Here is a 25,408-nt window from a genome sequence, read left to right as displayed (position 1 = left end):
GGACAATTTCACGGCTGGGCGACAAAGTTGACGCAACAACCTTTTAAGACCAAGCCGGGGTCCCCGGCTGAAGCCCTACTCCTGCCCGTTTCCGTCCAGCGCGGGACTGTACGCCGTGTACCCGGGCCGCAGGCGGACGGACCCATCGCCGAGCACCGCGATGTCCTCCCACATCACAAAGAAGGATCCGCGGTGCCGCCACCGCAGCAGCTTGGGCAGCGGCCACGGCTGCGTGAGGCTGTTCCGCTCGTAGCCCAGGAACGACGACCAGCTGTGCGGGCTGACCACCAGCCCCAGCAGGCGGGCGTCGGCCATCAGCCGGTGCGGGGCGCCGTCCACCACGAACCGCGCGTCGGCCACGCGCCCCAGCCGCGCGCCGTCGTCGTCGTGCACCGGAGTGCCCAGCAGGTCACCGAGAATCACGGCGGCCTCCGGATCCCGGGATCCGGACGATGATCTTGTCGCGGATCCAGCGCTCCACCCAGTCGGCGTCCAGTCCCTGGCTGCTGACGCCGAGCCGGACCACCACGCCGACGTCGGCAACGTCCGTCCACGGGATCCGGATCAGCCGGGACGACGGCGGCCTGCCGCCGAAAATGCGCGTCCCCAGCACGGGTCCGGTCAGCAGCGCGGTGAGCACCGGCGCCGGCGTTCCCTCGGGAATGTCCGTCCCCAACGGAAGCTCGGGTGCACCCTCGGGGACGCCGAGTTCGAGGTCGTCCACCGTGGTGACGGGAACGCCGTCGCTGTCTAAAACCTGGCGGTCCAGCAGGTGCAGCTGGGCGTCCAGGGTCTGCCCCGCGACGGGAGGAACGGAGGGCATCGGGCGGGACGTTTTCATGCGCCGGCTCCTGTCACGATCATCAGGGGTATGGCCGCCAGTGAGGCCACGAGGATCACCACGAGATAGATCATCGCCGCCACATTCACGCCCCGGCCGTTGACGTGCTTGCCCATGTATTGGGGATCGTTGGCCACGATCAGGATGGGCAGGTACGTCAGCGGCAGCGCCACGGCGGAGAACACCACGGAGTATTCGGTCACCAGCACCGGATCCACGCCCGTGGCCAGCACCGCAAGCCCCACCAGCAGGCAGATGATCATCGACAGGTGGAACCGGGCGGCCTCCGCGGGCTTGCGGAACTTGCCCCAGGACCAGCCGAAGAACTGCGCCAGCGTGTAGCCGCTGGAAAGCGTCGTCTCCAGCGCCGCCCCGAACGTCGCGGCCATAACGCCAATAAGTACGACGGCGAGCCCCAGTTTTCCGGCGCCCGCCGCCACCGGGAGGATCACCTGGGAGAGGGAGGTGACGGCGATCCCGGCAGGGAGAAGCACCACGGCGGCGCACGCGGCGATCGCGACGGACAGCAGCCCGCCGAGCGGGAAGCCCACCAGGACGTTGATCCGGGACTGGATCAGGTCCTTGATCTTCCACCCCTCCTCCACAGCGCCGGAGGAAAAGAAGAACACCTCGTACGGCGTCATGGCGGCGCCGAACAGGGCGATGGCGAAGTACCAGTACGTGGCGCCGGTTTCCTCGGCCGGGATGGCGGGGATGGCCTGGCTGGCCAGGTTGCCCCAGTCCGGCTTGAGCAGGAACAGCGCCACGGCGAAGACGACCAGGGTCAGGCCCAGGAGCCCGGTGACGTTTTCCATGATGGAGAACTTGACCCGCCAGATCACCAGCCATACCGCCACCGCCGCCAGCGGTATCCAGAGCAGGTAATTCACGCTGCTGGCCAGCTGCAGGGCCAGCGCGATGCCGCCGATTTCGGCGGTCACCGTCATCAGATTAATGAGGAAGGATGCGGACAGGTTGGCGAGCCCGGCACGCGGCCCCAGCCTTTCGCGGATCACCTCGAAGGTGGCCCGGCCTGAGGCGGCGGCAACCCGCCCGGACATGTTGGCGAACACGCAGATGCCCACGACGCCGACCAGCACCACCCACACGAGCGACATCCCAAACCGGGACCCGACGACGGCGTTGGTCACGAGGTCGCCGATGTCCACGAAGCCACCGATGGCGGTCAGGATGCCGAGCGCGACGCCGAGGAGGCGCTTCATTTCTTGCCCACCTTGGACGTGAGCTGGGCCAACGCGTCCTCAGCCGCGGCGAGCGCCCGGGCCCCGTCGGAAAGGGACGGGCCGCCGTCGTCGGACGATACGGCGTTCCGCGCCGTGGTGAGGTTGGCGGCCGAGCCGTCCAGAACCTTCAGCGCGTCCTCCCGCACCTGCCGGTCCTCGGGCGAGGTGGGTGAGAGCCGCAGGACGGTGTCGCGGCTGGTCTGGACTTCCTTGAGTGCGTCGTCGAGCGTGGTGGAGGTGGCGGCCTTGGTGAGCTTGCCGCCGGAGTCCAGGCCGACGGCAAGCTTGGCCGTGGCGATGGCGGAGGAGCTGTTCTGCCCGGCCGTGGACACGGTGTCCGTGACGGCCCCGCCGGCGGAGCAGGAGGTGAGGACGGCGAGCGCCCCGAGGCAGGCAACGGCTTGGAGTGCTTGGCGGCCCATCCCCGCTCCGGCTGGCCTGGTCCGCACCTTTCCTCCAGCCTCCGGGCAGGCCCGGCTCGTCCGAAACGCCACTGCATTTAGTTGCCTTGAGCTAGGTATAGCACTACGCGCGGGGAAACTTTAGAGCGCCGCCGGGGGGGAAATTGCGCCACTGTCTAAAACGGTGTCCGAAACGGTGGCCGGGCCGCCGGGCGGGCCGGCTGGAAGCGCTGGCCGGGGGCGCCGGGCGGGCGTATGATCCCGGCATGGAACGGCATGCAGCCGCGCCCATGTCATGCTGCCTGAGCCCTGCTATCCGGAGGTGCACCAATGGAAATGCCCAAACCGACCGAGGCTGACAAGGAACGCTTCCGGGCCGTGGTGCCTGACCATCCCGAGGTGGTCATCAAGCCCATGTTCGGAAACCTGGGCGCCTTCGTCAACGGCAACATGTTCGCCGGGCTGTTCGGGCCCACCATCGGCATCAAGCTTTCCGACGAGGACCGTGAGGCGCTCGAGTCCGGGGAGCGCACGGTTCCCTTCGGTCCGCCCGAGCGTCCGATGGGCGGGTACACCGGCCTGCCGGAGATGTGGAATGAAGAGGGCGACGGCGATGACGCGCGGGCCCGGGCCTGGACGGAGAAGGCGTTCGCGTACGTCGCCAGCCTGCCGCCGAATGCCGCGAAGGAACCCAAACCCAAGGCCGCCAAGAAGTAGCCATGTCCTCCTCTCCGGCCGCCGCGCGGGAAGTCGACACCCTGGTGATCGGGGCGGGGCAGGCCGGACTGGCCACGAGCTGTTGGCTCAGCCGGGCCGGCGTCGAACACCAGCTGCTGGAGCAGCGCACGGAACTGGGCGGCGCATGGCAGGACCGCTGGGACTCGTTCTATTTGAATACGCCGAACTTCGCGTTCCTGCTGCCGGGGATGACGTACAGCGGGCCTGAGCCGGACGCCTTCCTGCCCCGCGACGAGGTGATCGAGCTCTTCCGGGAGTACGCCCGGCGGATCGCCGCGCCGGTGCAGCTGGGGACCGAGGTCACCCGGGTTGCGCGGGCGGATGGCGGGACAGCGGACGGCGGGCCGACAGCGGGCGGCGGGTTCGCCGTCGACACAAACCACGGACGCTGGCTGGCACGGAACGTCGTCCTGGCGAACGGGGCCTACCAGCGGCCGCGGATTCCGCCGTCGGCCGCCAAACTCCCCCGGCACATCGCCCAGCTGCACAGCCATGACTACCGCAACCCGGCGCAGCTGCCCGACGGCGCGGTGCTGGTGGTGGGGACCGGGCAGTCGGGCGGCCAGATCACCGAGGACCTGCTGGGCGCCGGCCGGGAGGTGCACCTGTCCGTGTCGGCCTGCCCCGAGGCGCCCCGGCGTTACCGCGGCCAGGACACGTTTTACTGGCTCCTGCAGGTCAACCTGCACGGGCCGGACTTCGGCATCAACGCCCTGCAGGCGGAGCAGCTCCCGTCGCCCGCCGCGCGCTTCATGTGCAATCCGCTGATCTCCGGCAACGACGGCGGGCACAGCATCCGCCTGCGGGAGCTTGGCCGCAGGGGCGTCCGGCTGCACGGCCACTTTGAGGGAACGGACGACGGCGTACTCACCTTCAGCGACGACCTCGCCGCCCGCATGGCACTGGCGGAGGCGGGATTCGGGCAGCGGATGCAGGTGATGCTTGACGCGTTCATCGCCGCGGCCGGGATCGAGGCGCCTGTTGCTGAAGAAGTGCCGGCGGATGACTGGCAGCCTTTTTCCTCCGGGTCGCGGCTGGACCTCGACGCCGAGGGCATCACGTCCGTCATCTGGAGCACCGGCTACGGGCTGGACTTCGGCTTCCTGGACATCCCCGTGCTCGACGGGTGGAACTACCCGCGCCATGTGCGGGGCGTCACCGAGGTCCCCGGCCTCTACGCCGTGGGTCTCCCCTGGCTCACCCGGCACGCGTCGTCCACGGTGGCGCTGGTGGGGTCGGACGCGGAGTACGTGGTGGGTCACCTCGCCGGGCGGGGAACCTAACAGCAACGCGGGGTCACTTACCGCCCAATTCGAGGCCTCCATTGGGCGCCAACTGACCCCGCGTTGTGGTTCGGTGGGCCTTGATTGCCGGTCGGTCGGCTTCTAAAATAGAAAAACCTACTTTTAGAAGGTGCGTCATGGAAGCAGCACAAACGGGTCCCGCCCGCACGCAGCGGGATGGAGGCTGAGATGGACTGGCAAGGCTGGGCGCTGTTCGGGCTGCTCGCCACCACAGCCCTGACCGCCGTGATGATTGCCTTCCAGATGGCCGGCTGGACCCGGCTCGACCTGCCGCTGGTCCTCGGCAGCCTGGTCACGCCCGATCCGGACAAGGCGCGGATCGCCGGCTTCTTCATCCACCTCGCGGCAGGGCAGGTTTTCGCCCTCGGCTACGCGGCGGTTTTTGCGCTGCTGGGCAGGGCCACGTGGTGGATAGGCGCGCTGCTGGGGCTGCTGCACGTCGCCGTCGCGCTGACCGTCATCCTGCCACTGCTGCCCGGCATCCACCCCAGGATGGCGAGCACCAGGGCCGGACCGGCCAGCCGCGCAGCCCTTGAGCCTCCCGGCCTGCTGGGCCTGAACTACGGAATCCAGACGCCGGCAGTGGCCGTGGCAGCCCACGTGGTCTACGGCTCGCTGCTCGGGCTGCTCCTCACGGCCAGTTGAGGCATCCGCGAAAGAAGGTGAACGCAACATGGCCAACGCACAGTCCCCCGCCCTCGCCGGCTACGGGCTGCTTGGTGACACGCGCACGGCCGCCCTGGTCTCGGCCGACGGCGGCATCGACTGGCTCTGCGCGCCAACCTTCGACGGCGATCCCGTTTTCGGTGCGCTGCTCGGCGGCCCGGAAGCGGGCACGTTCCGGATGGGCCCGTCCCATCCCACCGAACCCCTCGCCCGCCGATACCGGCCGCATACCGCGACGCTTGAGACGGTCTGGCCCACCGACGGCGGCACGCTGACACTCACCGAAGCGATGGTGGCGGAGGTGTCCGGCCGCCTGCTGCCCACGACTCTCCTGGTCCGGCGGCTGGAGGCCGACGGAGCTCCGGCGGAGGCCGCCGTCGTTTTTGACCCGCGCTTCGGCGAACGCCATCTCCTCCCCCGTGTCCGGCAGGGGCGGCACCTGGTCTGCGAATGGGGCGCCCTGGCCATGTCGCTCGGCTGCAGCGGCGGGTTGCGCGTCGAGCCTGGTACGACGACGGCAATCACCGTTGAGCCCGGGCGTCCCGTCGTCATGGTGCTTGCGTTGGCGTACGCCGAACCGCTGATCTGGGTCGATCCCGAGACCGCGTGGGATTTGGTGGAGGCCGACGAGGCACTCTGGCGGGAGTGGGCTTCAGGCATCAGCGACGACGTCCCGTTCCGCGAAGCAGTCCTGCGCAGCCTGCTGACGCTAAAGCTGCTGACCTACTCCCCCTCGGGCGCGCCGGTGGCGGCCCCCACCACGTCCCTGCCCGAGGATCCGGGCGGCATCCGGAACTGGGACTACAGATACGCCTGGCCGCGGGACGCCAGCATCGGCATCGCCGCCTTCCTCGGCCTCGGCAAGGACGCGGAGGCCCTGAACTTCCTGAACTGGCTCCTGCATGCGAGCAGGCTGCAGCGCCCGCGGTTGCCGGCACTGCTGACCCTGACCGGCGGGCATGTCCCCCGCGAGCACACCCTGGAGAACTGGCCGGGCTACGCGGGAAGCGCGCCCGTGCGGATGGGCAACGGGGCCGCTCACCAGCACCAGCTCGACGGCTACGGCTGGGTCATAGACGCGGCGTGGAACCTCGTCCGGCAGGGGCACCGGCTCAATTCCGAGACCTGGCGGGCGATGCGCGGCTTCACGGATCTCGTGGCGCGCCGCTGGCCGGAGCCGGACGCCGGCATCTGGGAAATCCGCGCTGATGCCGCACACCACGTGCACTCCAAGATCATGGCCTGGCTCGCCCTGGACCGGGCCTTGCGCATTGCCGAGACCCACCGCACCAGCGCCCGGCGGCGGCGCCGGTGGGAAAGCGCGCGGGACGCGATCGCCGTCGACATCCGGGCCCGGGGATTCGACTCAGATAGGAACACGTACACGCGCTCGTACGGATCGGGTGACCTTGACTCCGCTCTGCTGATCCTGCCCGTGACCGGCTTCGAGCCGCCGGACTCGCCGCGGTTGCGGGGCACGGTGGATGCGGTGTGGTCGGAGTTGTCGGCCGGCTACCCGTTCCTCTACCGCTACCCGCCTGGGCAGGACGGGCTGCCCGGGGACGAGGGGGCGTTTCTCCCCTGCTCCTTCTGGCTCGCCCAGGCCCTCGCCCTGACGGGAAGGCCAGCAGTGGCCGCCGAGGTGTTCGAGGCTCTTCTGGGCGTCGCCGGTCCATTGGGCCTGTTCAGCGAGGAGATCGATCCCTCCAGCGGGGCCCTGCTCGGAAACTATCCCCAGGCCATGACCCACGCCGCGCTGGTCCAGGCAGCGCTGGCCCTCCGCGACGTCGCTGCGCGGGAATTGACGCCGCTCCCGCAAGCCATGGGCCCGAAGGAAGCTTAGCTCTCCCGTGGCTTGCCCGTCCGGCCCGGCCATGGCGACGGTTCACGTCCCGGGGCCCTGCCACGGGGGCCGCGCTAAGAAATCCCAAGGTCCTGGCGGCAGGGTCGTCGTGGGGACTCAATTAAACACTCGCACCGCGTGCCCTCGGACATGACATTTGCCATCAGGGGGGACCTGATGAGTGTGAAAAAACAGGACCAAAAGAGCGGTTGAAGGGCCGCCGCGCGCTGCGCCGGCGGACCGTGGGGGATAGTGGCTTTGGGCGCGGTGCTGGCGTCAGGGCTGAACGCTCTGCCGCCTGCCGTTGCAGCGTTGCCGGCGGGCGGTCCCGGACTATCGCAGTCGGCAGTCTCGGGCATGCTGCCCGCGGCCCTGCCCGCCGGCCCCGCAGACGTGGGACCGATAGACCCCACCAACGGCTATCCGTACTGGTACGTCGACGGCGGAGACGAAGCCAAGGGGCTGGACCCGGTTCGGCTGGAACGGCATGACCCTCCTGATGGGACCCGGCGACTTCAGCGGCGACGGCAACAACGACCTGGCGGCCCGCGACAAGGCCGGCAACCTGTGGCTCTACGCGGGCAAGGTCGACGGTCACGTGACGCCGAAGAAGCAGATCGGCCGGGGCTGCAACGGGATGAAGAACATCTTCTGATCAGTTCCCCCACCACGCCGAACCAGCTAGAAGGAAGCAGCACCAAAACAGTGGTCCCCGCCCGGTTTTTTCCGGCGGGGACCGCTGTTATTTCCCGGCACCGTTGTGCCAACGCCCCATATGGGTGGATGCGCAGTCCAGGCCGGCAGCGTCTTCAAGATTTTCCCAGCGTGTCCGGCGGACACTAACGTCGTTGCACCTCAGGTCTCTGCATCTCCAAGGGGGAGAAACGGACTCGCGGCTGTCGGTCGCGAGTCCGCTGTATGTCAATACATAGGATCCCAATGTCTGGAGGAGACAATGACGTCTCGCAGGGAAGTACTGAAACTGGGTGTGGTCGGCGCTGCCATGACCGGAGCGTTGGCAGGCAGCGCGGCGGCGGCCACCCCAGTGCCCATAAGTCGGAGTCAGCTTGCACCGAAGAACACCCCAGTCCCTTACAGGGGGGTCTTCCGGCGGCCCCCGGAGCTGGTGCCGTTTCAAAAGGGCTTCGACGGCGGTGACCCGAAGCGACCTTTCGAGCGCTACGCCCTCACCCAGAAGCTGGGACAGGCTCACATGCTGCCGGGCCTCACCACCACAGTGGCGGGGTACAACGGAATCTTCCCGGGCCCCACCATCCGGGCGAAGCAGGGCACCCGGACCGAGGTGCGGATCCGCAACGCGTTCCCGCAGACCGGCCTGGTCCAACCGGGGACATTCAGCACCTCCACGCACCTGCACGGCTCGGCATCGCTGCCCCAGTATGACGGCTATGCCAATGACATCACCCTTCCCGGCTTCTTCAAGAATTACCACTATCCCAACAAGCAGGCAGCCCGCACGCTTTGGTACCACGACCACAAGCACCACATCACTGCCCAGAATGTGTACTCCGGACTGGCCGGGTTCTACCCGCTGACGGACCGTTTTGAGCGGGCGCAGCTGCCCCAAGGGGAGTTCGACGTGCCGCTGATGCTTTCCGACGCACTGTTCCAGTCGGACGGCTCGCTCGGGTACAACGACAACGGCCAAAAGGGGCTGTGGGGTGACGTGATCCTGGTCAACGGGGTGCCCTGGCCCACCATGAAGGTCAAGCCACGCATCTATCGTTTCCGGGTGCTCGACGCATCGATCTCACGCTCCTACCGGCCTACCCTCTCCAACGGTGAACCCGTCCACATCGTTGCCACCGATGCCGGCATGACGCCGGTGGTGCAGGCCGTCTCGTCATGGCGAATGGGCACTGCGGAGCGCACCGAAATCCTGATCGACTTCCGCAAGTACGGGCCCGGGCAGACCGTTGACCTGCGCAACCTCAGCAACAAGAACAACATCGACTTTGCCAACACGGACAAGATCATGCGGTTCCAGGTTGTCGCCGACTCGGGCTCCAGAGCAGGGTCCATCACCGCCATCCCGGCGAGGCTCGACGCCGGCGGCTCACCCGACGCGGCCCGGGGCGGCATCGACACGATGAGCCTGACCCCGCAGATGGCCACGGTGAAGAGGCAGCTCAGGTTCGAGCGGCAGAACGGCCAATGGGCCATCAACGGGGTCCTGTGGGACGACGTCGAAAGGTCCGGGTTCACCAAATTGTTCGGCAACCCGCAGCCCTTCGCCGTCGAGCAGTGGACCATCATCAACAAATCCGGCGGATGGTTCCACCCGGTACACATCCACCTGATCGACGCCAAAATCATCGCCCGCAACACCAACGGCGGCAAACCGTTCGCCTGGGAGCTCGGCCCCAAGGACGTCTTCTACGCCGGCGAGAACGAGTCCATCACCACGCTGATGCAGTTCGACGCCACGGCACAGGAGGGAGGGCGGTACATGATCCACTGCCACAACCTGGTGCACGAGGACCACGACATGATGTTTCAGTATGCAGTGGCTAATCTGCGGACCAACGATCCCATCACCGCCGACCCACCCAAGCATGACCCGCTGCCCGCGAACGCCTTCCCGCCCGTGTACCGGCCACTGTTCCCGCCGGGGACCTGAGATGGATCCATGACCGGAGCCCCGAGTTTTTGGACAGATATCGCGAGGTGCATCGTGCCAAGCATGGATTATCTGCACAAAAACTCGGGGTGGGAGGTCGCGGGGAGCCGATGATGGAGCCCGCCCAAACCGGGCCCGCAGACAACGTCAGTCCCGGGCTTTAGAATGAGCGTTCACAGGCAGGTGCGCGGGTGCTCCTGCTTGGTTCGTGGACGGTGAAGAGCCGCCCTGGACGGACCATGAACGGGGATGACTGATCATGAGTGACGGCGCATTTGACTCAGGACCAGGACCCCGCGCCGTCCCGCCGCGAAGGCCCGCGAATCCTCCGCGCATCGGAAAACCGAAGGAAAGTTCGACGGCGGCCAACGGGCCGCCTGCCCCGCCCACCATGCGGGTGGCGAGCAGGGAGGAAAGTCCCGCGCCGGCGCTCGACAACTATGCAGAGTTCGTCGCACGGCTGGACGTGGCGGCGGGCAACCTCACTCCCCGGCGGGATGCCCTCACCACGGCCCTTGGCGCTGCGGAACTGCTCTTCACGCAGAACCAGGCAGGGCTCGAGCTGTGGGGTCAGCGCCTCTCGCTCATCAGTCAGCTCCTGGCCCGGCACAGCGGAAGCCATGAGGCGCGAAGATACAACACTCTGCGGGAACTGCATGACGTTGCAGCCAAGATGGAGCGGATGTTCACCAGCCGCACGCAGCGAGTCCAGGACGTCTGCCGCTCGATCCGGGCGCGCCGGGACCGGATCAACACGTCGCTGTTTGAGCTGGAGAAGAACAGAGTCAAACTGACGTCGTCCCGGATGCTCGCGCTGGAGCGGGAAAATCTCCGGAAAGTGGCCGATGATCTTTCCCTCTCCCCGGAGGGCGTCAGCCTCGGTTTCCCGGATGCGGGCCTTCGGGAAAGTCTTCGGGAAGCGCGGGAAGCAATCATTCTGGCCGAGGCCCTGCTGGAAGTGAAAGGGAACTGATCATGCCATCTCCACGGACCGAGTCCCGGGAAGTCTGCAGCTTCACCTCCAAGCAATGGAGCGGCAGGCCGGCCGACGGCGCAGGCGCCACATTCGGCGGGTTTTCCGTCATCGGCTTCGTCCTCTGCCTGCTCCTGATGACCTTCACACCTGCCCTGAGGGATGTCGGCGCCACAATGCTGTTCGTCGCAGTATTCGCTTCAGCGTTTACCGTCCTGGCCATCCTGGGCAAGAATTCGAGTGAGCGGGCGTTCCTGCAGCGGATCACCGGCACTGTCAACGACGTGATTCTTGAACTGACGGCGGACCGGACCAGCCAGCTCTCGCCGGAGGGGCTCCGCTCACTTCTCGTCGAAGGGGGGAGCCTCCCGCTGCTGGTGAACGGGGTGTCCGGCCTGCACCTGAAGGTCGTCCCGCTGCCCTCGCCGAAGCCGCGGCAGAACGCCGAGCCGAAAGCCGATGCAGTCACCACGACGCGGATCGTTATCGCGGCCACGCCACCGGATTACGGCATACGCAGCTTCGACCGACTGCTGGAGACGGCGACCACCGACCCCGGATTCAATTCGGCCACGGCGTAGCACAGGTGCTATGCAGCCACGGAGGCAATCATCCCTTTGTCCTGGCTTGGACCAAGTTGGCGAAGGGCAGCTTTCCGTAAATGCTGACGAACTCCGCGTGGTACGCGGCTTCGGCATGATTCACTTCCTCTGCTGCCAGCTCCTTCCACGCAATGACCAGCGATTGGGAGTCGGCGAGTTGCCAAATGAGCCGGCCGTCCCAATGGCCGACGGGCTTCCCCCGGCCGAAGTCAGTGAACTCTTGAATATGCTTTCGCAGTCCGCGGTTGCCGGTGCTTCCTGGGCCGGCTTTTCCGATGTAGAGGACATCCGCGTTCTCGATCCACTCCGCTTCCAATGCGGGTTGGGGCAGGGATGGATCCCGCTTCTTGAATCGGGCTCCCAAGCTCTTCGCAAGGAACACGCGCTCGAAGCCCTCGGGTCTAAGCACTGCGTAGATTCCGGGGGCCCGTGGAACCCTGTTGATATCCAGCTGACCAAGTGATCTGAATCCGGTGAACCCGTCGGCTTCCAGCGTCTGCCTGTTGAACTGCAATGAAATGTTCCTTATGTTCGGATGTCATGAAGGTCGCCGCAACGGTCCCTGTAGCTACTCAGGGAAAATCATAGATTCTTTGGACGGTAATCCGGCGGGCTGAGACCTTCAACGGATCCTGGGTTGCACGTGGCCGCAACTTATAGTTTCAGACGATACCGTATCGGATGAGCGGGCCGCTGGTAATGTGTCCCTATGGCCGCCGACGTTCCTCACAAAACCACCACTTCGCGCGCGACTGACCGGCCCGGGGATACCTCGCCATTCGCTCTCGGCCTGCTGCTGCGCCGGGCGCACTGGCGTGCGGCCGCGGTGATGGCGGAGGCGCTGGGACCGCTCGGTATCGAGTTGCGGCATTTCGCCGTGCTGATCGTTCTGGTCAACCGCGGGTCCACGGTGCAACGAGACCTGGCGACGGCGACAGGGTCGGACAAGGCCGGAATCATGCGGGTCGTGGACGACCTGGAGCGCATGGGGCTGGCCCTACGGAAGACCGTTCCGGGGGACCGGCGGGTGCGGGCTGTGGAGATCACACCTCGGGGTGTCGAGCTTTTCGATGCCGCCCATGTGGCGGCGGAGCCGCTGGCCAAGCGACTGGTTGCCGAACTGGCGCCCGGCGAGCCCGAGCAGCTGACGGATCTGCTGACCCGGTTCGCCCATCCTGCAGACGACGGCGCATAGGCGCGCCCACGCGCACCGGTTGCCTGCCACGCCGGAGGGCTTCGTCTCATGCGGCTTCCACTGCCAACGCGCGTTGAGCGCTGCGGCCATCGTTGCTACGCGTCGGCCCTGGTTACATCCGCCTGTCGGGGCTTCGTCGTCAACAGGTTCCGAGTTATTCGCGCGGCTGCCGCACCGCGTATCTGATCGGCGCTGCGAACTTCACCATCACCCGCATCTCCCATCGTCTGATGCGCCCTCCGCCGACCGGCCGAACTTCTTAGGTTTAGCCGAACTTCTTAGGTTTAACTGCTTGAGGCACGGAAACCAAGGGCTTGATCCAATGATTGCACACGATATTGTATCGAGTGATACCATCTTGGATGTAACGAATTAAGCCCTTGAGCAGATGGAGGTGGGCGAATGATGGACGTCTATGAGGCGGCCACGAGCCGGCGGGCTGTGCGCGGATTCACTGACCGGCCCGTCCCGAGGGAGACACTGGAGCGCGTGCTCTCTGCCGCAGCCTGGGCGCCGTCCGGATCAAACATCCAGCCGTGGCACACCTACGTGTTGACCGGTGGGCCGCTGGCAGAGCTCAAGGAGCGCGCCGCCGAGCGGGTGGCCACAGGTGACCCCTGGGATGAGCCGGAGTACGAGATGTACCCGCCCGAACTGAAGTCCCGCTACCGTGAGCGCCGATCCGCCTTCGGCGAGCAGCGCTACGGAGCACTCGGCATTCCGCGCGAGGACATAGAGGCGCGCCAGAGGGCCGCTGCCGCGAACTGGGACTGCTTCGGTGCACCCGCTGCCCTGTTCTGCTACCTCCACCGCGACATGGGCCGGCCTCAATGGTCCGACGTTGGCATGTATCTGCAGACCGTCATGATGGTACTCCGCGCCGAAGGGCTGCACAGCTGCACGCAGATGGCATGGGCGAAGTACCACAAGACCGTCGCGGAGGTCCTTTCGCCCCCGGACGATCTGATCCTCTTCACAGGCATGTCGATCGGGTTCGAAGACGTCACGGTAGCTGACGCCCGCATAGGCCGGGCGCCGCTCGACGAGACGGTCACGTTCGTCGATGATGGTCTCTAACGCGGCCATTCCCAGCCGGTCAAGGCGCCGTTCCTGCCGCGCCCCAATAGCGGCTCATATGTCATATTGCGCACGAAAACCCCAACGAAAGGCATGTCATGAAGATCGCAGTCATCGGCGGTACCGGGCTGATCGGGTCCCAGGTCGTCAAGAACCTGAACGCCGCCGGACACCAGGCGGTACCGCACTCACAGTCCACCGGCGTCGACGTCATCAGCGGCCAGGGACTGGACGAGGCGGTGGCGGGAGCCGACGTCGTCGTTAACCTAACAAACTCCCCGACCTTCGACGAAGCCTCCCCAGCCTTCTTCCAGACCTCGATGGACAACCTTCTGGCCTCGGCCCGGAAGGGCGGCGTCGGCCACTTCGTCATCCTCTCTATCGTCGGCACGGACCAAGTGCCGGAGCTGGACTACTACCGGGCCAAGGCGCTCCAGGAGGACATCCTCGCAGCCGGGCCCATCCCCTACTCCATCGTCCGGGCGACGCAGTTCATGGAGTTCATGGACGCCGTCCTGTCCTGGACCGCCGACGGCGACACCGTCCGGTTGCCCGCCACACCGATCCAGCCGATCGCCTCCAAGGACGTTGCCAATGCGGTGGCGGAGGTCGCCGCGGGGGCCCCACTCAATGGCATTCGCAACATCGCCGGCCCCGAGATCTTCACCCTGGACGAACTGGGCCGGATCACCCTGTCCCGCAAGGGCGACAACCGGACCATCGTCACCGACCCCACCGCCGGCATGTTCGCCGTCATCAAGGGCGACGTCCTCACCGACAAGGACGCCCGCCTCGCCCCCACCCGCTACACCGACTGGCTCTCCTGACGCGTCTCAAGGCCCTCACACCCGTCGACGCGGCACGGTCACGACCAACCTTGCAGAACCCACGTGCTGGCCCCTGTGCTGCGGGCACTGGTGTCCGTTGCCGCGCAGGCGTACCGTCTGTTTGAGCAGGCGATCGCCGGAGGATCCGCTCGGCGCTGTCCGGTGTTGAGCCGTTGAAGTCGATCCTTTGAAGGAGCAGGGATGGCTGGATGGAATGCAGACACTGCTGCAGGTTCGCCGGGGGCGGGCTCGGTCACCTTGGTGGAGGGCTCGTCATTTTGCATCTCCGCGGCTAACGGCGATATCCGCCCGGAGTACCCGCATGGAGTTTTCGTGGAGGACACCCGCATCCTGTCCCGCTGGGATGCGCTCGTTAACGGCGCACCGTTGGAGGCGCTGGGGGCGAAGTCTAAGGAACCGTACCGGGCCCTGTTTGTCGGCCGCGTCCCGCGCCCGGACGGGCATGCGGACAGCCCCCTGATCGTTGAACGCCTCCGCGAGGTAGATGCCGGCCTCCTGGAGCAGATCACTGTCCTGAACTACTCGCCGGTCGCGGCCGAGTGCGTGGTCACCCTCCAAATCGAGGCGGACTTCGCCGACCTTTTCGAGGTGAAGGAGGCGCGCATCCAGCGGCGCTGGGATGAGTCCCGTGAAGTGAAAGGGGACTCACTAACCATCCGGGCCGCCTGGCAGGAGGTGCGGAAGGGTGTTGTGGTGTCAGCCGACGGCGCGGACATCACCCCGGAGGATGTCACCTACCGCATCACCGTGCCGCCGCACGGACAATGGAGCACCACGGTCAGCGTGGTGCCGCTCGCCGACGAGAGCACTGCCGTGGCTCGGTTCGTTCGGCCGAACGCGGGAGAAACGTCGCGTCGCGACCGGCGCCGCCAGGAATGGGTGTCCAAAATTCCGGTGCTGCACATCGGCAACCGCTCGATCGAGCGGACGCTTCGGCGCAGCTACGACGACCTTGGCGCCCTTCGCATTGAAGATCCTGACCACCCGGACCGGATCGTGGTGGCCGCCGGCGCCCCCTGGTTCATGGCCCTGTTCGGACGCGACTCGCTCTGGGCATCCCTCATGGCACTTCCGGTGGACCCGTCCCTGGCCTTCGGCACCATCCAGACCCTCGCAGACCGTCAGGGCCGTGTGGTGGATTTAATGAGCGAGGAGGAACCGGGCAAGATCCTGCACGAGGTCCGGTTCGACGTCTCCAGCGGTCTGGCGCTGGGCGGCAAGTCCGCCTACTTCGGCAGCGTCGATGCCACCCCGCTGTTCGTGGCTCTGTTCGGTGAAGTCAGCCGCTGGGGTTTCGGCGCCGAAACCATCTCAGCCCTTCTGCCACACGTTGACCGGGCGCTGGACTGGATCCGTGACTACGGCGACAAGGACGGAGACGGCTTTGTCGAGTATGCACGGCTCAACGACCGCGGGTTGATTAATCAGGGCTGGAAGGACTCCTGGGATGGCATCAACTTTGCCGACGGGACCCTAGCCGAGCCGCCCATCGCCTTGTGCGAGGTGCAGGCCTACGTCTACAGCGCGTACATGGCGCGGTCTTGGATAGCCTACGACGCCGGCGACACGGCTCTGTCGGCCGAGTACCGGGACCGTGGGGCACAGCTAAAGAGACAGTTCAACGAACAGTTCTGGCTGCCCGACCGCGGCTACTACGCCGTCGCCCTGGACGGCCGCAAACGGCCAGTGGATGCCTGCGCTTCCAACATGGGGCAATGCCTGTTGTTCGGCATCATCGACGAGGACAAGGCCCCACTGGTGGCCGAACGGCTCATGTCCCCGGAAATGTTCAGCGGCTGGGGCGTCCGAACCTTGGCAAGCGACATGGGCGCCTACAACCCCGCAAGCTACCACAACGGATCAGTGTGGCCCCATGACAATGCGATCATCATGGCCGGCCTACTGCGCTACGGCTTCGTCGAGCAGGCCCAGCGTATTTCCACAGCCCTGCTTGAAGCGGCCGAGTACTCGGAAGGACGGTTGCCGGAGTTGTTCTGCGGCTTCAGCCGCGAGCACTTCGACGAACCCATCCCCTATCCCACAGCGTGCTCGCCGCAAGCCTGGGCCGCCACCACACCGATCATGCTGGTGAAGGGCCTGATGGGATACTACGCCGACGTTGCCCGCGGCGGCCTATGGCTGGATCCCGTTCTCCCGAAATCCTACGGCGACGTGAACATCACCAACGCGCCCATGGCAAACAGCCGGATCACCATAGACATCTCCGATTCCGTCGCTACCGTCCAGGGGCTGCCCGAGGGCATGCTGTTCCACCACGGAATCCGGCCCTGGGCGTCTGACCTGGCGGAAAAGGCGAACCTCGCAGGTGTGCGGCATCGCCCCGAGGTTCCTGGCTAAATGTGTGATTGCCTCTGGAACAGCGCAGCGGTTCCTGCCCCGAGGATCCGGCTCCCCGACAACCACAGGCGGCCTTCTATCCGCCGGCTGCATATCCGCTCTCGAGGCGTGTCCTCCGCGGGCCGCGTTCTAGAGCAGGTCGTGTAGATCCAGTAAAACAGCCCCTAACAACGCGAACGGTCATTCCATACGGACGGCCATGGCGGCACTCGGAAACGAGATCAGATACTTGGTCATTGCGTCGACTCCTTCTTCGCAGCACGTGGATGGCGTTCATCCTCGCCGATGCCATCGTGCCGTGCAAGGATCCCGGCCGTCCCGCGGATGCCGGTGCCCGCTCACGGATCCGCAGTGGACTGACCCCGTATACAGGGTCCAGGGTCGATGCCATGCTGATCGCACTTGGGCCGTGGTCTAACAGGGGGTAGCGGAATGCAATGGAGCAAGTTGATACCGGGAAATTCGTGGCCGCATGACATGGTCATTCGGGTTAACGATGACCCGCACCACCTGACTCTCCTGCTATTTGTTCGGGAGGCGTGGACTATTGCTGGTGACGCCAACATCCCGCCCCTGGATCCTGCACCCAACTGTGGTGATTCTCGGATGCCTCAATCAGCAGATGCCGCTACGTGGGGCAAACGCTGGAAAGCGGCTTGGGAGCAAGCCTGGAGCTGGTACGAGATCGAAGACCCGACGCACCACCCCACCCCCACAGAAATGCGGGAAGCCGCGGAAGCCCCGGGCGAGTTCAGCCCCTTCATTCCGCCCTTTTGGACCCAGCAGTATGAATGGGAAGGCCTGGATCGTGACGCCTACCAGGCCTGGGACCAAGGCCTTGTCCCTAAATTTCCGCATGCCACTGAACGTCAAAGTCTTCAGGAACTCGTCCCCGCGTGGAAGAGCGGAATCGATACGGTCATTGTTCTGCCGTACCGCGGGTACTTTGCGCAACGTCTGAGCCACCGACACCTCGTGGTGTCCGCTGACGTCAGGAACAACCCCGAGCACTACAGCAGGGCATTGAGAGAGAGCACACCGCAATGACGGTCCCGTCCAGCAGATCCAGGCAAAGCCGGGTGCTCCCCTGACCAGCAGGTGCAAGGGGACCGGGTAAGCCGGGACACGCCCTACTGGACTACCGACTCGGGCGTCTGTTCACCAACCCGGGGATCTGCCTGGCGGTGGACAATCAGCCATTCGTTGCCCTCCCGCCGGTAGATGTTCGTCGTGCGGAGGGCCACGTCGTCCAGATCGGCCCGTCCCGCAACGCGAACCCTGAACCGCTCGATCAGCACCACGTAGGCAAGGTCACCAACGACGGCGGTGGCCTGGTTTTCCATGGACACCACCTCACCGTCACGGTAAATCGCCGCTGCCTTGGCGATGCTTGCCGCGACGTCGTCCCACCCCCGGGAAACGCCGCCGAAAGGATTGGCCAGCGTGACCTCGTCGTTCTTGGCGAACAGCGCCTGACAGGGCGCAGGATCCCCCTTCAGGATTTCGGCAAGCCCGGAGCGCAGACGCTCCACCACGCCATCAAAGTTTGAATCAACCATCACCCTCACCATCCCCACGGGCCGCGCCATCTGGCGCTGAGCCCAGTATGCGCCCCACGGTCCCGGATAGCGCCTCCTCGTTGGTGGGCTTTTCGGCTCACCTCTACTGCAACGCGGGGTCACTTAGCGCCTAATGAGGGGCCTTAATTGGGCGGTAAGTGACCCCGCGTTGCTTCTTCGGATGGCGCGGCGACCTTTAGAGTGAACTGACGGGAAATGAGCCGCGGAACACCGAGGGACCGGATGGATTACTACGCAATCAACGCGCTGCGTGAGAACCATGCAGGCTGGTCCCTGCTGCGCGCCCAGAACGCCCCGCTCGCCGTCTCGTTCTTCATGGCGGCCTTCACCGGGCCCAACCAAAGAAACCTCGGCCGGCAGCAGCTCATCGACAGCCTCGACGACGTGCTCTTCGGCCTGCGGGATGCCTACGGCGAGGACAAGTTCCCCCGCCAGGCAGCCGAGTACCTGGACGACTGGGCCGCCCCCGAAAGAGCCTGGCTGCGGAAGTACTACATCCAGGGCCAGGACGAGCCGCGCTACGACCTCACCGCAGCGGCCGAGGACGTGGTCCGCTGGGTGGAAAGCCTGCGCGGGCGGGACTTCGTGGCCACCCAGTCGCGGCTCACCAGCATCTTCGCCGTCCTCGAGCGCCTGGTACAGCAGTCGGAAACGGACCCGGAAAAACGGCTCGAGGAACTCCAAAAACAGAGAGACAGCATCGACGCCGAGATGCAGCGCATCCGTGACGGCAACATCCGCGTCATGACGGCGCCCGAGGCCCTGGACCATTTCCAGCAGCTGCAGGCCCTGGCCAAAGATCTGCTGAGCGACTTCCGCGAGGTCGAACAGAACTTCCGCAAGCTGGACCGCCAGGTCCGCGAGCAGATCGCCACGTGGGACGGCACCCAGGGCGAGCTGCTGGAATCGATCTTCGCCAACCAGCAGGACATCAGCAGCTCCCTGCAGGGCCGGACGTTCCAGGGCTTCTGGGACTACCTCATGTCGCCGGAGTCGCGGAGGAAACTGCAGGAACTCCTCCAGCGCGCCACCCAGATCGAGGCCCTGGCGCAAACCGACAACCTCCACACCGTCACCAACCTGCACCAGGACTGGCTGCCCGCCGTCGAGCAGACCCAGGGCACCGTCCGCCAGCTGTCCCAGCAGATGCGCCGGCTGCTCGATGACAAGGTGTTCCTGGAGAACAAGCGCATCATGCAGCTCATCCGCAGCGTCGAATCCGGCGCCCTCGCAACAAGGGAACAGCCCCCAACAGGGGACTTCATCGCCATCGCCGCACCAACGGTGGACATCACCCTCCCGTTCGAACGCCCACTGTATGAGCCGAGCCGACGGGTCATGGTGGAGGACCAGATCGAAACCGCCGACGACGCCGACGTGGACGCCGGCGCCCTCTTCAGCCAGTTCCACGTGGACAAGGAACGCCTCAGGGCGAACATCGACGCCGTCCTGGCAGAAGGGGCGGAGCAGGCCACCCTGGCCGATGTCACAAAGAAGCACCCCGTCGAACAGGGGCTCGCGGAGATCGTGGCCTACTACCAGCTGGCCACGGAGTCGGACTGGGCCATCATCAACCCGGACGCCGAGCAGCGAATAGCGTGGCAACTGGAAGACGGCAGCATCCGCGAAGCCACCCTCGAACAGATCATCTTCGGAAGGCCCGCATGAATCCGGCAGCGAATTCCCCAGCCACCACGGAAACGGAAAGCCGCACGCCCGAGGAACTTCCCGGCGTCGTCACCCGCCTCTTCAAAGGCGTGCTGTACGCCGAGGGGGACGAGAAGCTCTGGCAGTCGCTGCTGGGCCTGTCCTCCCAGGTCCGCGACTACGTTTCCGTGCTGGGGCTGGACCTGATCCTGGACGAGTCCGAGGGCTACGCGTTCCTGAAGTCGCGCGAGGACCCGGACGGCACGCTCCCCCGGCTGATCCCGCGGCGCCAGCTGACCTTCAACGTCAGCCTGCTGCTGGCCCTCCTGCGCGGCCGCATGCTGGAGTTCGACACCAACAGCAGCGAGCTCCGGCTCATCATGACCGAGCAGGACATTGCGGACATGGTGGCCGTCTTCCTGCCCGAGTCCAGCAACGAGGCCCGGATCATGGACCGGCTCGCCACCGACATCAGGAAGGTGGTGGACCTCGGCTTCCTGCGCAAACTCCGCGGCCAGCCCGGCACGTACGAGGTGGCCCGCATCCTCAAGGCGTTCGTGGACGCCCAGTGGCTGGAGGAGTTCGACGCGCGGCTGGCGGACTACCGTGCGACGCTCACCGGAGCCGGGGCTACCAAAGCTGCTGAGGAGGACAGCAAGTGACAGCCGAACTGCAGGACACCCTGTTCAGCCTGGAGGAAAAGACGGACGACGGCGGGACTCCCCCGGGCTTCCGGCTGCACCGTCTGGAGCTGCTCAACTGGGGCACGTTCCACCAGGGCGTGCGTACGTTCCGGCTGGACGGCGCCAACAGCCTGCTCACCGGCGACATCGGCTCGGGCAAGTCGACGGTGGTGGACGCGATCACCACGCTGCTGCTGCCCGCCAACAAGATCGAGTACAACAAGGCGGCCGGCGCGCAGAAGAAGGAACGCTCGCTGATGTCGTACGTGCGCGGCTTCCACAAGAGCACGCGCAGCACCGGCGGCGAGTACTCTAAGCCCGTGGCGCTGCGCAGCACAGGCGCGCTGACCGTGGTGCTCGCCGTCTTCCACAATGCGGTGCTGGGCAAGTCGGTCACGCTGGCCATCACGCTCTGGGCCACGCAGGAGGCGGGCCAGCCCAGCCGCTTCTACTCGCTCGCCGAGGCGGACCAGTCCATCGCGGCCGACTTCTCCAACTTCGGCCAGGACCCCGCCAAGCTGAAGAAGAAGCTCCGCGCTGCGGGCGCCGCCGTCCACGACACCTTCGATCCCTACGCCGCGGCCTTCAAGCGGCAGTTCGGCATCAGCGGCAACCAGGCCATGGAGCTGTTCCACCGCACGGTGTCCATGAAGCAGGTGGAGAACATCACCTCCTTCGTGCGGACCAACATGCTGGAGGAGGACAACGTCGGCGAGCGCATCGGCAACCTCATCCACCACTTCGACGACCTGAAAAAGGCCCACGACGCCGTGCTCCGGGCCAAGGACCAGATCGCCCTGCTGACGCCCATCACGGAGGGCGCTGCCCAGCACGCGAAGCTGAGCCGCGAGGACGAGCTGGCCCGGCAGCAGCGCGACCAGCTGCACCCCTGGTTCACGGACCGGAAGCTGCAGCTGAGCCTCGAGCACCAGAGCGAACTGGAGCGCACCGGCGAGCGGCTGCAGGAAGACAGCACCAAGCTGCGCACGGAAGTCGCCGGGAAGAAGCACGAGCTGGACGCGATCAAGGAGGACATTAGAACCAACGGAGGCGGCCGGCTGGCGGCCATCGACGCCGACATCGCCAGGCTCGTCGTCGAATCAAGGACCCAGCGGCAGCGCTTCGACACTTACGCGGAGGCCGCGAAGGACCTGGGGCTGCGGCCGCCCGAGGACCGGGTGCTCTTCGACGGCAACCGGGCAAGGCTCGGCGACGTCGAAACGCAGCTCGGCGAACAGTCCGATGAGCTGCAGGATGCGCGGACACAGCTGACCATCACCCGCACCGAACTCAACGCGCGGCTGACCGAGATCGGCAACGAACTGCGCAGCCTGCAGTCCCGCCCCAACCTGCTGCCAATCGCCCAACTGGAGCTCCGCCGTCGGCTGTGCGACGGAACGGGCATCGCGGAAGCGGCGCTGCCGTATGCCGGCGAACTGCTGCGGGTCCGCGACGGCGAGGGCGCCTGGGAGGGTGCGGCCGAACGCACCCTGCACGGCTTCGCGCTGTCCCTGCTGGTGCCGGCCGAACACTACGCGGCCGTGAGCAGCTGGGTGGATGCCAACAACCTGAAAGGCCGGCTGGTCTACCTGCGGATCAGCGAATCCCCCGCGGCCAGGGCGGCAGGCGAAGGGACGCTGGCCGCGAAGATCGCCATCAAGCCGGGCACGCTGTTCCGCAACTTCCTGCTGGACGAGCTCGCCACCCGGTTCGACCATTACTGCTGCGACACCCTCGAGGACTTCCGCCGCTACCCCAAGGCGCTCACCGTCAACGGGCAGCTCAAGGGCGGCCGCGGCCGGCACGAGAAGGACGACCGGCGCGAGCTCACGGACCGCCGCAACTATGTGCTCGGCTGGGACAACCACGACAAGATCGGCCGCTTCCTCGCCGAGCAGGACGAGGTCAGGGGCCAGTTGAAGGTCACTGAAGCGCAACTGGCCAAGGTGAACCAGAACCTCGGCGCGCTGGGCCGGCAGAACCAGCAGTTGGGCACGGTCCGTTCGGTGGCGGACTTCGGCGAGATCAGCTGGCAACTCACGGCCCGGCGGATCGAGGAGCTCAAGGCCGAGAAGGTTGAGCTGGAGACGGCCAGCGACGTGCTGAAGCAACTGACCGCCAAGGAATCCGCCGTCACCAACCAGCTAGAGCGGCTGGAGGAACGGGCCGGCAAGCTGCGCGAGCGGCTGGGCGCCAACGAGAAGGACGCCCGGGACATCGCCGAGGCGATTGAGGAATGCCGCGGCATTCTCGCCGAGACTCCCCTGACGGACGACGGCGCGGTGCTGGCCGCCGTCGAACATCTCACCGAAGCGGCGCTCCGGGACAAGACGCTGACGTACAAGAACACCGGCACGGCGGAAAGCGCCGTCCGGTCGGGGCTGACGGACACCATAGACGCGCTGTCCAAGCGGATCGCCCGGGCGGCGGAGGGCACCGTCCGGCTGATGGCGGACTTCCGCAACAGGTACCCGAACGAAACCACGGACATCGACGCCGCGCTGGAGGCCGCCCCGGACTACAACCGGCTGCTGGAGCAGCTGGTCAGCAACGACCTCCCGCGGTTCGAGGCGCACTTCAAGGAGTCACTGAACCAGAACACCATCCACGAGGTGGTGGCGTTCAACGCGTTCCTGGACAGCCGGCGGCAGGACATCGTGAACCGGATCGGCGAGATCAACCAGTCGCTGGCCGGGATCGAGTACAACCCGGGCCGGCACATCCAGCTGGAGCACCAGAACACGTCGGACCAGGACGTGCGCGAGTTCGGCGTGGATCTGCGGGCGTGCTCGGAGGGGACCATCGGCGACGAGGACCAGTACTCGGAGCAGAAGTACCTGCAGGTGGAGCGGCTGATCGAGCGCTTCCGCGGCCGCGAGGGACTGACCACGCTGGACGAGCGGTGGACAGCGAAGGTCACGGACGTGCGGAACTGGTTCACGTTCTCGGCGTCGGAGAAGTGGACCGAGACCGGTGAGGAGTTCGAGCACTTCACGGACTCGGGCGGCAAGTCAGGCGGCCAGAAGGAGAAGCTGGCGTACACCATCCTCGCGGCGGCGCTGGCGTTCCAGTTCGGGCTGGGGTCTGGAAACAACGCTTCCAACAATGCGAAAAGCGGCCGGAGTTTCCGGTTCGTGGTGATCGACGAGGCGTTCGGCCGCGGGTCCGACGAGTCTGCCCGGTACGGGCTGCAGCTGTTCCAGCGGATGAAGCTGCAGCTGCTGATCGTCACGCCGCTGCAGAAGATCCACGTGATCGAGCCGTTCGTCTCGCACGTGGGTTTCGTGGCGAACACCAACGGCGACGACTCGCAGCTGCGCAACATGACCATCCAGGAATACCGGGACGAACGGGACCGGCGTGCCGGCTGAGTCCTGGACCACGGTGGCGGGGCTGCGGGCGCAGTCACTGAGGGCGTGGAACAGCGGTGCGCTGCTGCGCGAGCTGCTGGAACCGTCGGGCGCGTATCCGCGCCGCCGTCCACTGAAACGTCCGACGGCGGCAGCCCTGTTGAGCGATTACGCTGCGGCCCAGCGGTGGGCGGCTGAGCTGTTCGCCGGGGCGGGCCCATACACGTTGGAAACCGTTGACGTGGGGCGCCGAACAGTGGGCTCCAACCGGATTCCGGCCGCGGTGGTGTTCACCACCGTGGAGGACGAGATCGGGTTTGTGGGCAAGTCCCGGGAGGCGGCGCGGTTCCGGGAGCTGACTGCTGGTCTTGGCGAGCTGGATCCGCTGTTCGGCGCTTGGGCGGCACGGCGGCCGCTGAAGCTGCTCGAGCTGGACGACGACGTTCTCTCGGCTGCGAGGGTGGCGTTGTGGCTTCGGGACAATCCTGCGCCGGGAATCTACGTCCGGCAGCTGGGACTGCCTGGCGTGCACACGAAGTTCATTGAGCGCCACCGGCAGGTCATTGATCAGCTGCTCGCCGCTATCACTGCACCCGGTTCCGATTCCGATGTTGGTGAGCTCTTCGCCGAAGCCGCAGGTTCCGCGGAAGCCCCCGTCGAAGCTGCCGAGCCGGACGTTGCCCTGGATGACGGTGCGGGCCGTACTCCGGCGGCGCGCTTTGCCCGCCGACACGGTTTCCTGCATCCGCCTGAGCTCGTCCGGTTTCGTATCCTCGACCCTGAAATTCCTAGTCTTGGCGACGCCCGGGACATCACAGTCACCGCTGAAGCGTTCAGCAGCATGCAGTTGCCAGTGCACACTGTGGTTGCGACGGAGAACCAGGTTAACTTTCTCGCGCTGCCGGAGCGTCCAGGAACGCTGGCGCTATATGGGGCCGGCTATGGCTTCTCTTCCCTGCGGGACGCAAGCTGGCTCCTCCAGTGCGAGGTCCTCTACTGGGGCGACATCGACACCCACGGTTTCCGGATCCTGGACCAGCTCCGCGCAGTGCACCCCAACGTGGAAAGTGTGCTGATGGACGAAGAAACGCTGCTCGCCCACCGCGATGCCTGGGGACAGGAGCCGTCGCCGTCCAGGGCTGCCCTGACCAGACTCACTGCAGACGAGTCCGCGCTTTACGAAGCGCTGGGCAACGGCAAGTACGGATCAGCCATCCGCCTCGAACAGGAGCTGATCGGCTGGGACTGGGCCATGGAGAGGCTGCAGTGACGGTGCTTCGTGAAACCAGACGCCTACAACCGGTGGCCTGACCGGCTCTCCGCTACCTCCCATCCCACGACGTCCGCAATCGATGCGTGACGACATTCAAACCCCTCTGATACATTAGTGATATATGAGACATGGAAAAGCGTGGTA

Annotated in this window: 23 protein-coding genes; 17 read left to right on the top strand and 6 right to left on the bottom strand. The window is 66.1% G+C overall.

Annotated elements, in window-relative coordinates; genetic code table 11:
* Window positions 1–75: 75 nt before the first annotated feature.
* From AC1DFE_RS07525 to AC1DFE_RS07510, 4 genes are read right to left on the bottom strand one after another with little or no spacing between them, the layout of a single operon-like run.
* Entirely contained in the window at window positions 76–423 is a 348-nt protein-coding gene (locus AC1DFE_RS07525) for a PRC-barrel domain-containing protein (protein ID WP_476905275.1), read from the bottom strand.
* On the bottom strand, window positions 410–841 hold the full coding sequence (locus tag AC1DFE_RS07520) for a hypothetical protein (protein WP_476905274.1): 432 nt from the start codon (window positions 839–841) through the stop codon (window positions 410–412). The genes AC1DFE_RS07525 and AC1DFE_RS07520 overlap by 14 nt, the downstream gene beginning before the upstream one ends.
* A complete protein-coding gene (locus AC1DFE_RS07515) occupies window positions 838–2,064 on the bottom strand; it encodes an Nramp family divalent metal transporter (protein WP_476905273.1) in 1,227 nt (408 codons plus the stop codon). The genes AC1DFE_RS07520 and AC1DFE_RS07515 overlap by 4 nt, the downstream gene beginning before the upstream one ends.
* Window positions 2,061–2,507, bottom strand: coding sequence for a hypothetical protein (locus tag AC1DFE_RS07510; protein ID WP_476905272.1), 447 nt, complete (start codon window positions 2,505–2,507; stop codon window positions 2,061–2,063). The genes AC1DFE_RS07515 and AC1DFE_RS07510 overlap by 4 nt, the downstream gene beginning before the upstream one ends.
* 309 nt (window positions 2,508–2,816) lie before the next feature.
* Between AC1DFE_RS07510 and AC1DFE_RS07505 the strand changes: the two genes are divergently transcribed.
* The 8 genes from AC1DFE_RS07505 to AC1DFE_RS07470 all read left to right on the top strand — a co-directional run bounded on the left by AC1DFE_RS07505 (window position 2,817) and on the right by AC1DFE_RS07470 (window position 11,232).
* Window positions 2,817–3,203 carry a TfoX/Sxy family protein gene (locus tag AC1DFE_RS07505; RefSeq protein ID WP_476905271.1) on the top strand — a complete coding sequence of 129 codons (387 nt, stop codon included), beginning with the start codon at window positions 2,817–2,819 and terminating at the stop codon, window positions 3,201–3,203.
* A gap of 2 nt (window positions 3,204–3,205) precedes the next feature.
* Window positions 3,206–4,507 (top strand): flavin-containing monooxygenase, encoded by a 1,302-nt coding sequence (locus AC1DFE_RS07500; RefSeq protein WP_476905270.1) that lies wholly within the window; start codon window positions 3,206–3,208, stop codon window positions 4,505–4,507.
* Between the two features lie 189 nt (window positions 4,508–4,696).
* Window positions 4,697–5,173: a hypothetical protein gene (locus AC1DFE_RS07495; RefSeq protein WP_476905269.1), complete on the top strand. Its 477-nt coding sequence runs from the start codon at window positions 4,697–4,699 to the stop codon at window positions 5,171–5,173.
* A 28-nt stretch (window positions 5,174–5,201) separates the two neighbouring features.
* Complete coding sequence (locus AC1DFE_RS07490) at window positions 5,202–7,037, top strand: glycoside hydrolase family 15 protein (protein ID WP_476905268.1); 1,836 nt, start codon at window positions 5,202–5,204, stop codon at window positions 7,035–7,037.
* Window positions 7,038–7,524: 487 nt separating this feature from the next.
* Entirely contained in the window at window positions 7,525–7,692 is a 168-nt protein-coding gene (locus AC1DFE_RS07485; protein ID WP_476905267.1) for a hypothetical protein, read from the top strand.
* A gap of 471 nt (window positions 7,693–8,163) precedes the next feature.
* Window positions 8,164–9,678 (top strand): multicopper oxidase family protein, encoded by a 1,515-nt coding sequence (locus tag AC1DFE_RS07480; RefSeq protein WP_476905266.1) that lies wholly within the window; start codon window positions 8,164–8,166, stop codon window positions 9,676–9,678.
* Between the two features lie 259 nt (window positions 9,679–9,937).
* Window positions 9,938–10,651, top strand: coding sequence for a hypothetical protein (locus AC1DFE_RS07475; protein WP_476905265.1), 714 nt, complete (start codon window positions 9,938–9,940; stop codon window positions 10,649–10,651).
* 2 nt (window positions 10,652–10,653) lie between these two features.
* The gene (locus AC1DFE_RS07470; RefSeq protein ID WP_476905264.1) at window positions 10,654–11,232 is read left to right on the top strand and encodes a hypothetical protein; all 579 of its coding nucleotides are present in this window, start codon (window positions 10,654–10,656) and stop codon (window positions 11,230–11,232) included.
* 28 nt (window positions 11,233–11,260) lie between these two features.
* Here AC1DFE_RS07470 and AC1DFE_RS07465 read toward each other — a convergent pair whose 3' ends face one another.
* Entirely contained in the window at window positions 11,261–11,767 is a 507-nt protein-coding gene (locus AC1DFE_RS07465; RefSeq protein ID WP_476905263.1) for a hypothetical protein, read from the bottom strand.
* Window positions 11,768–11,962: 195 nt separating this feature from the next.
* Between AC1DFE_RS07465 and AC1DFE_RS07460 the strand changes: the two genes are divergently transcribed.
* The 5 genes from AC1DFE_RS07460 to AC1DFE_RS07440 all read left to right on the top strand — a co-directional run bounded on the left by AC1DFE_RS07460 (window position 11,963) and on the right by AC1DFE_RS07440 (window position 17,778).
* Window positions 11,963–12,448, top strand: coding sequence for a MarR family winged helix-turn-helix transcriptional regulator (locus tag AC1DFE_RS07460; protein ID WP_476905262.1), 486 nt, complete (start codon window positions 11,963–11,965; stop codon window positions 12,446–12,448).
* A gap of 402 nt (window positions 12,449–12,850) precedes the next feature.
* Window positions 12,851–13,525, top strand: a complete 675-nt coding sequence (locus AC1DFE_RS07455) for a nitroreductase (protein WP_476905261.1) — start codon at window positions 12,851–12,853, stop codon at window positions 13,523–13,525.
* A gap of 98 nt (window positions 13,526–13,623) precedes the next feature.
* The gene (locus AC1DFE_RS07450; RefSeq protein WP_476905260.1) at window positions 13,624–14,352 is read left to right on the top strand and encodes an SDR family oxidoreductase; all 729 of its coding nucleotides are present in this window, start codon (window positions 13,624–13,626) and stop codon (window positions 14,350–14,352) included.
* A gap of 201 nt (window positions 14,353–14,553) precedes the next feature.
* Window positions 14,554–16,731 (top strand): amylo-alpha-1,6-glucosidase, encoded by a 2,178-nt coding sequence (locus AC1DFE_RS07445; RefSeq protein WP_476905259.1) that lies wholly within the window; start codon window positions 14,554–14,556, stop codon window positions 16,729–16,731.
* A 432-nt stretch (window positions 16,732–17,163) separates the two neighbouring features.
* On the top strand, window positions 17,164–17,778 hold the full coding sequence (locus AC1DFE_RS07440) for a hypothetical protein (protein WP_476905258.1): 615 nt from the start codon (window positions 17,164–17,166) through the stop codon (window positions 17,776–17,778).
* An 83-nt stretch (window positions 17,779–17,861) separates the two neighbouring features.
* On the opposite strand, the gene AC1DFE_RS07435 is transcribed toward AC1DFE_RS07440, so the two are convergent.
* Entirely contained in the window at window positions 17,862–18,290 is a 429-nt protein-coding gene (locus tag AC1DFE_RS07435; RefSeq protein ID WP_476905257.1) for a YybH family protein, read from the bottom strand.
* Window positions 18,291–18,533: 243 nt separating this feature from the next.
* Between AC1DFE_RS07435 and AC1DFE_RS07430 the strand changes: the two genes are divergently transcribed.
* From AC1DFE_RS07430 to AC1DFE_RS07415, 4 genes are read left to right on the top strand one after another with little or no spacing between them, the layout of a single operon-like run.
* Complete coding sequence (locus tag AC1DFE_RS07430) at window positions 18,534–19,979, top strand: DUF3375 domain-containing protein (RefSeq protein ID WP_476905256.1); 1,446 nt, start codon at window positions 18,534–18,536, stop codon at window positions 19,977–19,979.
* Window positions 19,976–20,620, top strand: coding sequence for a DUF4194 domain-containing protein (locus AC1DFE_RS07425; protein ID WP_476905255.1), 645 nt, complete (start codon window positions 19,976–19,978; stop codon window positions 20,618–20,620). Before AC1DFE_RS07430 ends, AC1DFE_RS07425 begins: the two co-directional genes overlap by 4 nt.
* Window positions 20,617–24,012, top strand: a complete 3,396-nt coding sequence (locus tag AC1DFE_RS07420; protein ID WP_476905254.1) for an ATP-binding protein — start codon at window positions 20,617–20,619, stop codon at window positions 24,010–24,012. Before AC1DFE_RS07425 ends, AC1DFE_RS07420 begins: the two co-directional genes overlap by 4 nt.
* Window positions 24,002–25,261: a Wadjet anti-phage system protein JetD domain-containing protein gene (locus AC1DFE_RS07415; RefSeq protein ID WP_476905253.1), complete on the top strand. Its 1,260-nt coding sequence runs from the start codon at window positions 24,002–24,004 to the stop codon at window positions 25,259–25,261. The genes AC1DFE_RS07420 and AC1DFE_RS07415 overlap by 11 nt, the downstream gene beginning before the upstream one ends.
* The last annotated feature ends 147 nt before the right edge of the window (window positions 25,262–25,408 follow it).

It is taken from the genome of Arthrobacter sp. 05T423 (assembly GCF_056396245.1).
This window is presented reverse-complemented; position numbering and strand designations above follow the sequence as displayed.

Coding starts and splice junctions, on each gene's coding strand:
- AC1DFE_RS07520 (WP_476905274.1), bottom strand. CDS start 841: ATGAAAACGTCCCGCCCGATGCCCTCCGTTCCTCCCGTCGCGGGGCAG.
- AC1DFE_RS07515 (WP_476905273.1), bottom strand. CDS start 2,064: ATGAAGCGCCTCCTCGGCGTCGCGCTCGGCATCCTGACCGCCATCGGT.
- AC1DFE_RS07510 (WP_476905272.1), bottom strand. CDS start 2,507: ATGGGCCGCCAAGCACTCCAAGCCGTTGCCTGCCTCGGGGCGCTCGCC.
- AC1DFE_RS07505 (WP_476905271.1), top strand. CDS start 2,817: ATGGAAATGCCCAAACCGACCGAGGCTGACAAGGAACGCTTCCGGGCC.
- AC1DFE_RS07500 (WP_476905270.1), top strand. CDS start 3,206: ATGTCCTCCTCTCCGGCCGCCGCGCGGGAAGTCGACACCCTGGTGATC.
- AC1DFE_RS07495 (WP_476905269.1), top strand. CDS start 4,697: ATGGACTGGCAAGGCTGGGCGCTGTTCGGGCTGCTCGCCACCACAGCC.
- AC1DFE_RS07490 (WP_476905268.1), top strand. CDS start 5,202: ATGGCCAACGCACAGTCCCCCGCCCTCGCCGGCTACGGGCTGCTTGGT.
- AC1DFE_RS07485 (WP_476905267.1), top strand. CDS start 7,525: ATGACCCTCCTGATGGGACCCGGCGACTTCAGCGGCGACGGCAACAAC.
- AC1DFE_RS07475 (WP_476905265.1), top strand. CDS start 9,938: ATGAGTGACGGCGCATTTGACTCAGGACCAGGACCCCGCGCCGTCCCG.
- AC1DFE_RS07470 (WP_476905264.1), top strand. CDS start 10,654: ATGCCATCTCCACGGACCGAGTCCCGGGAAGTCTGCAGCTTCACCTCC.
- AC1DFE_RS07460 (WP_476905262.1), top strand. CDS start 11,963: ATGGCCGCCGACGTTCCTCACAAAACCACCACTTCGCGCGCGACTGAC.
- AC1DFE_RS07455 (WP_476905261.1), top strand. CDS start 12,851: ATGATGGACGTCTATGAGGCGGCCACGAGCCGGCGGGCTGTGCGCGGA.
- AC1DFE_RS07450 (WP_476905260.1), top strand. CDS start 13,624: ATGAAGATCGCAGTCATCGGCGGTACCGGGCTGATCGGGTCCCAGGTC.
- AC1DFE_RS07445 (WP_476905259.1), top strand. CDS start 14,554: ATGGCTGGATGGAATGCAGACACTGCTGCAGGTTCGCCGGGGGCGGGC.
- AC1DFE_RS07440 (WP_476905258.1), top strand. CDS start 17,164: ATGCAATGGAGCAAGTTGATACCGGGAAATTCGTGGCCGCATGACATG.
- AC1DFE_RS07435 (WP_476905257.1), bottom strand. CDS start 18,290: ATGGTTGATTCAAACTTTGATGGCGTGGTGGAGCGTCTGCGCTCCGGG.
- AC1DFE_RS07430 (WP_476905256.1), top strand. CDS start 18,534: ATGGATTACTACGCAATCAACGCGCTGCGTGAGAACCATGCAGGCTGG.
- AC1DFE_RS07425 (WP_476905255.1), top strand. CDS start 19,976: ATGAATCCGGCAGCGAATTCCCCAGCCACCACGGAAACGGAAAGCCGC.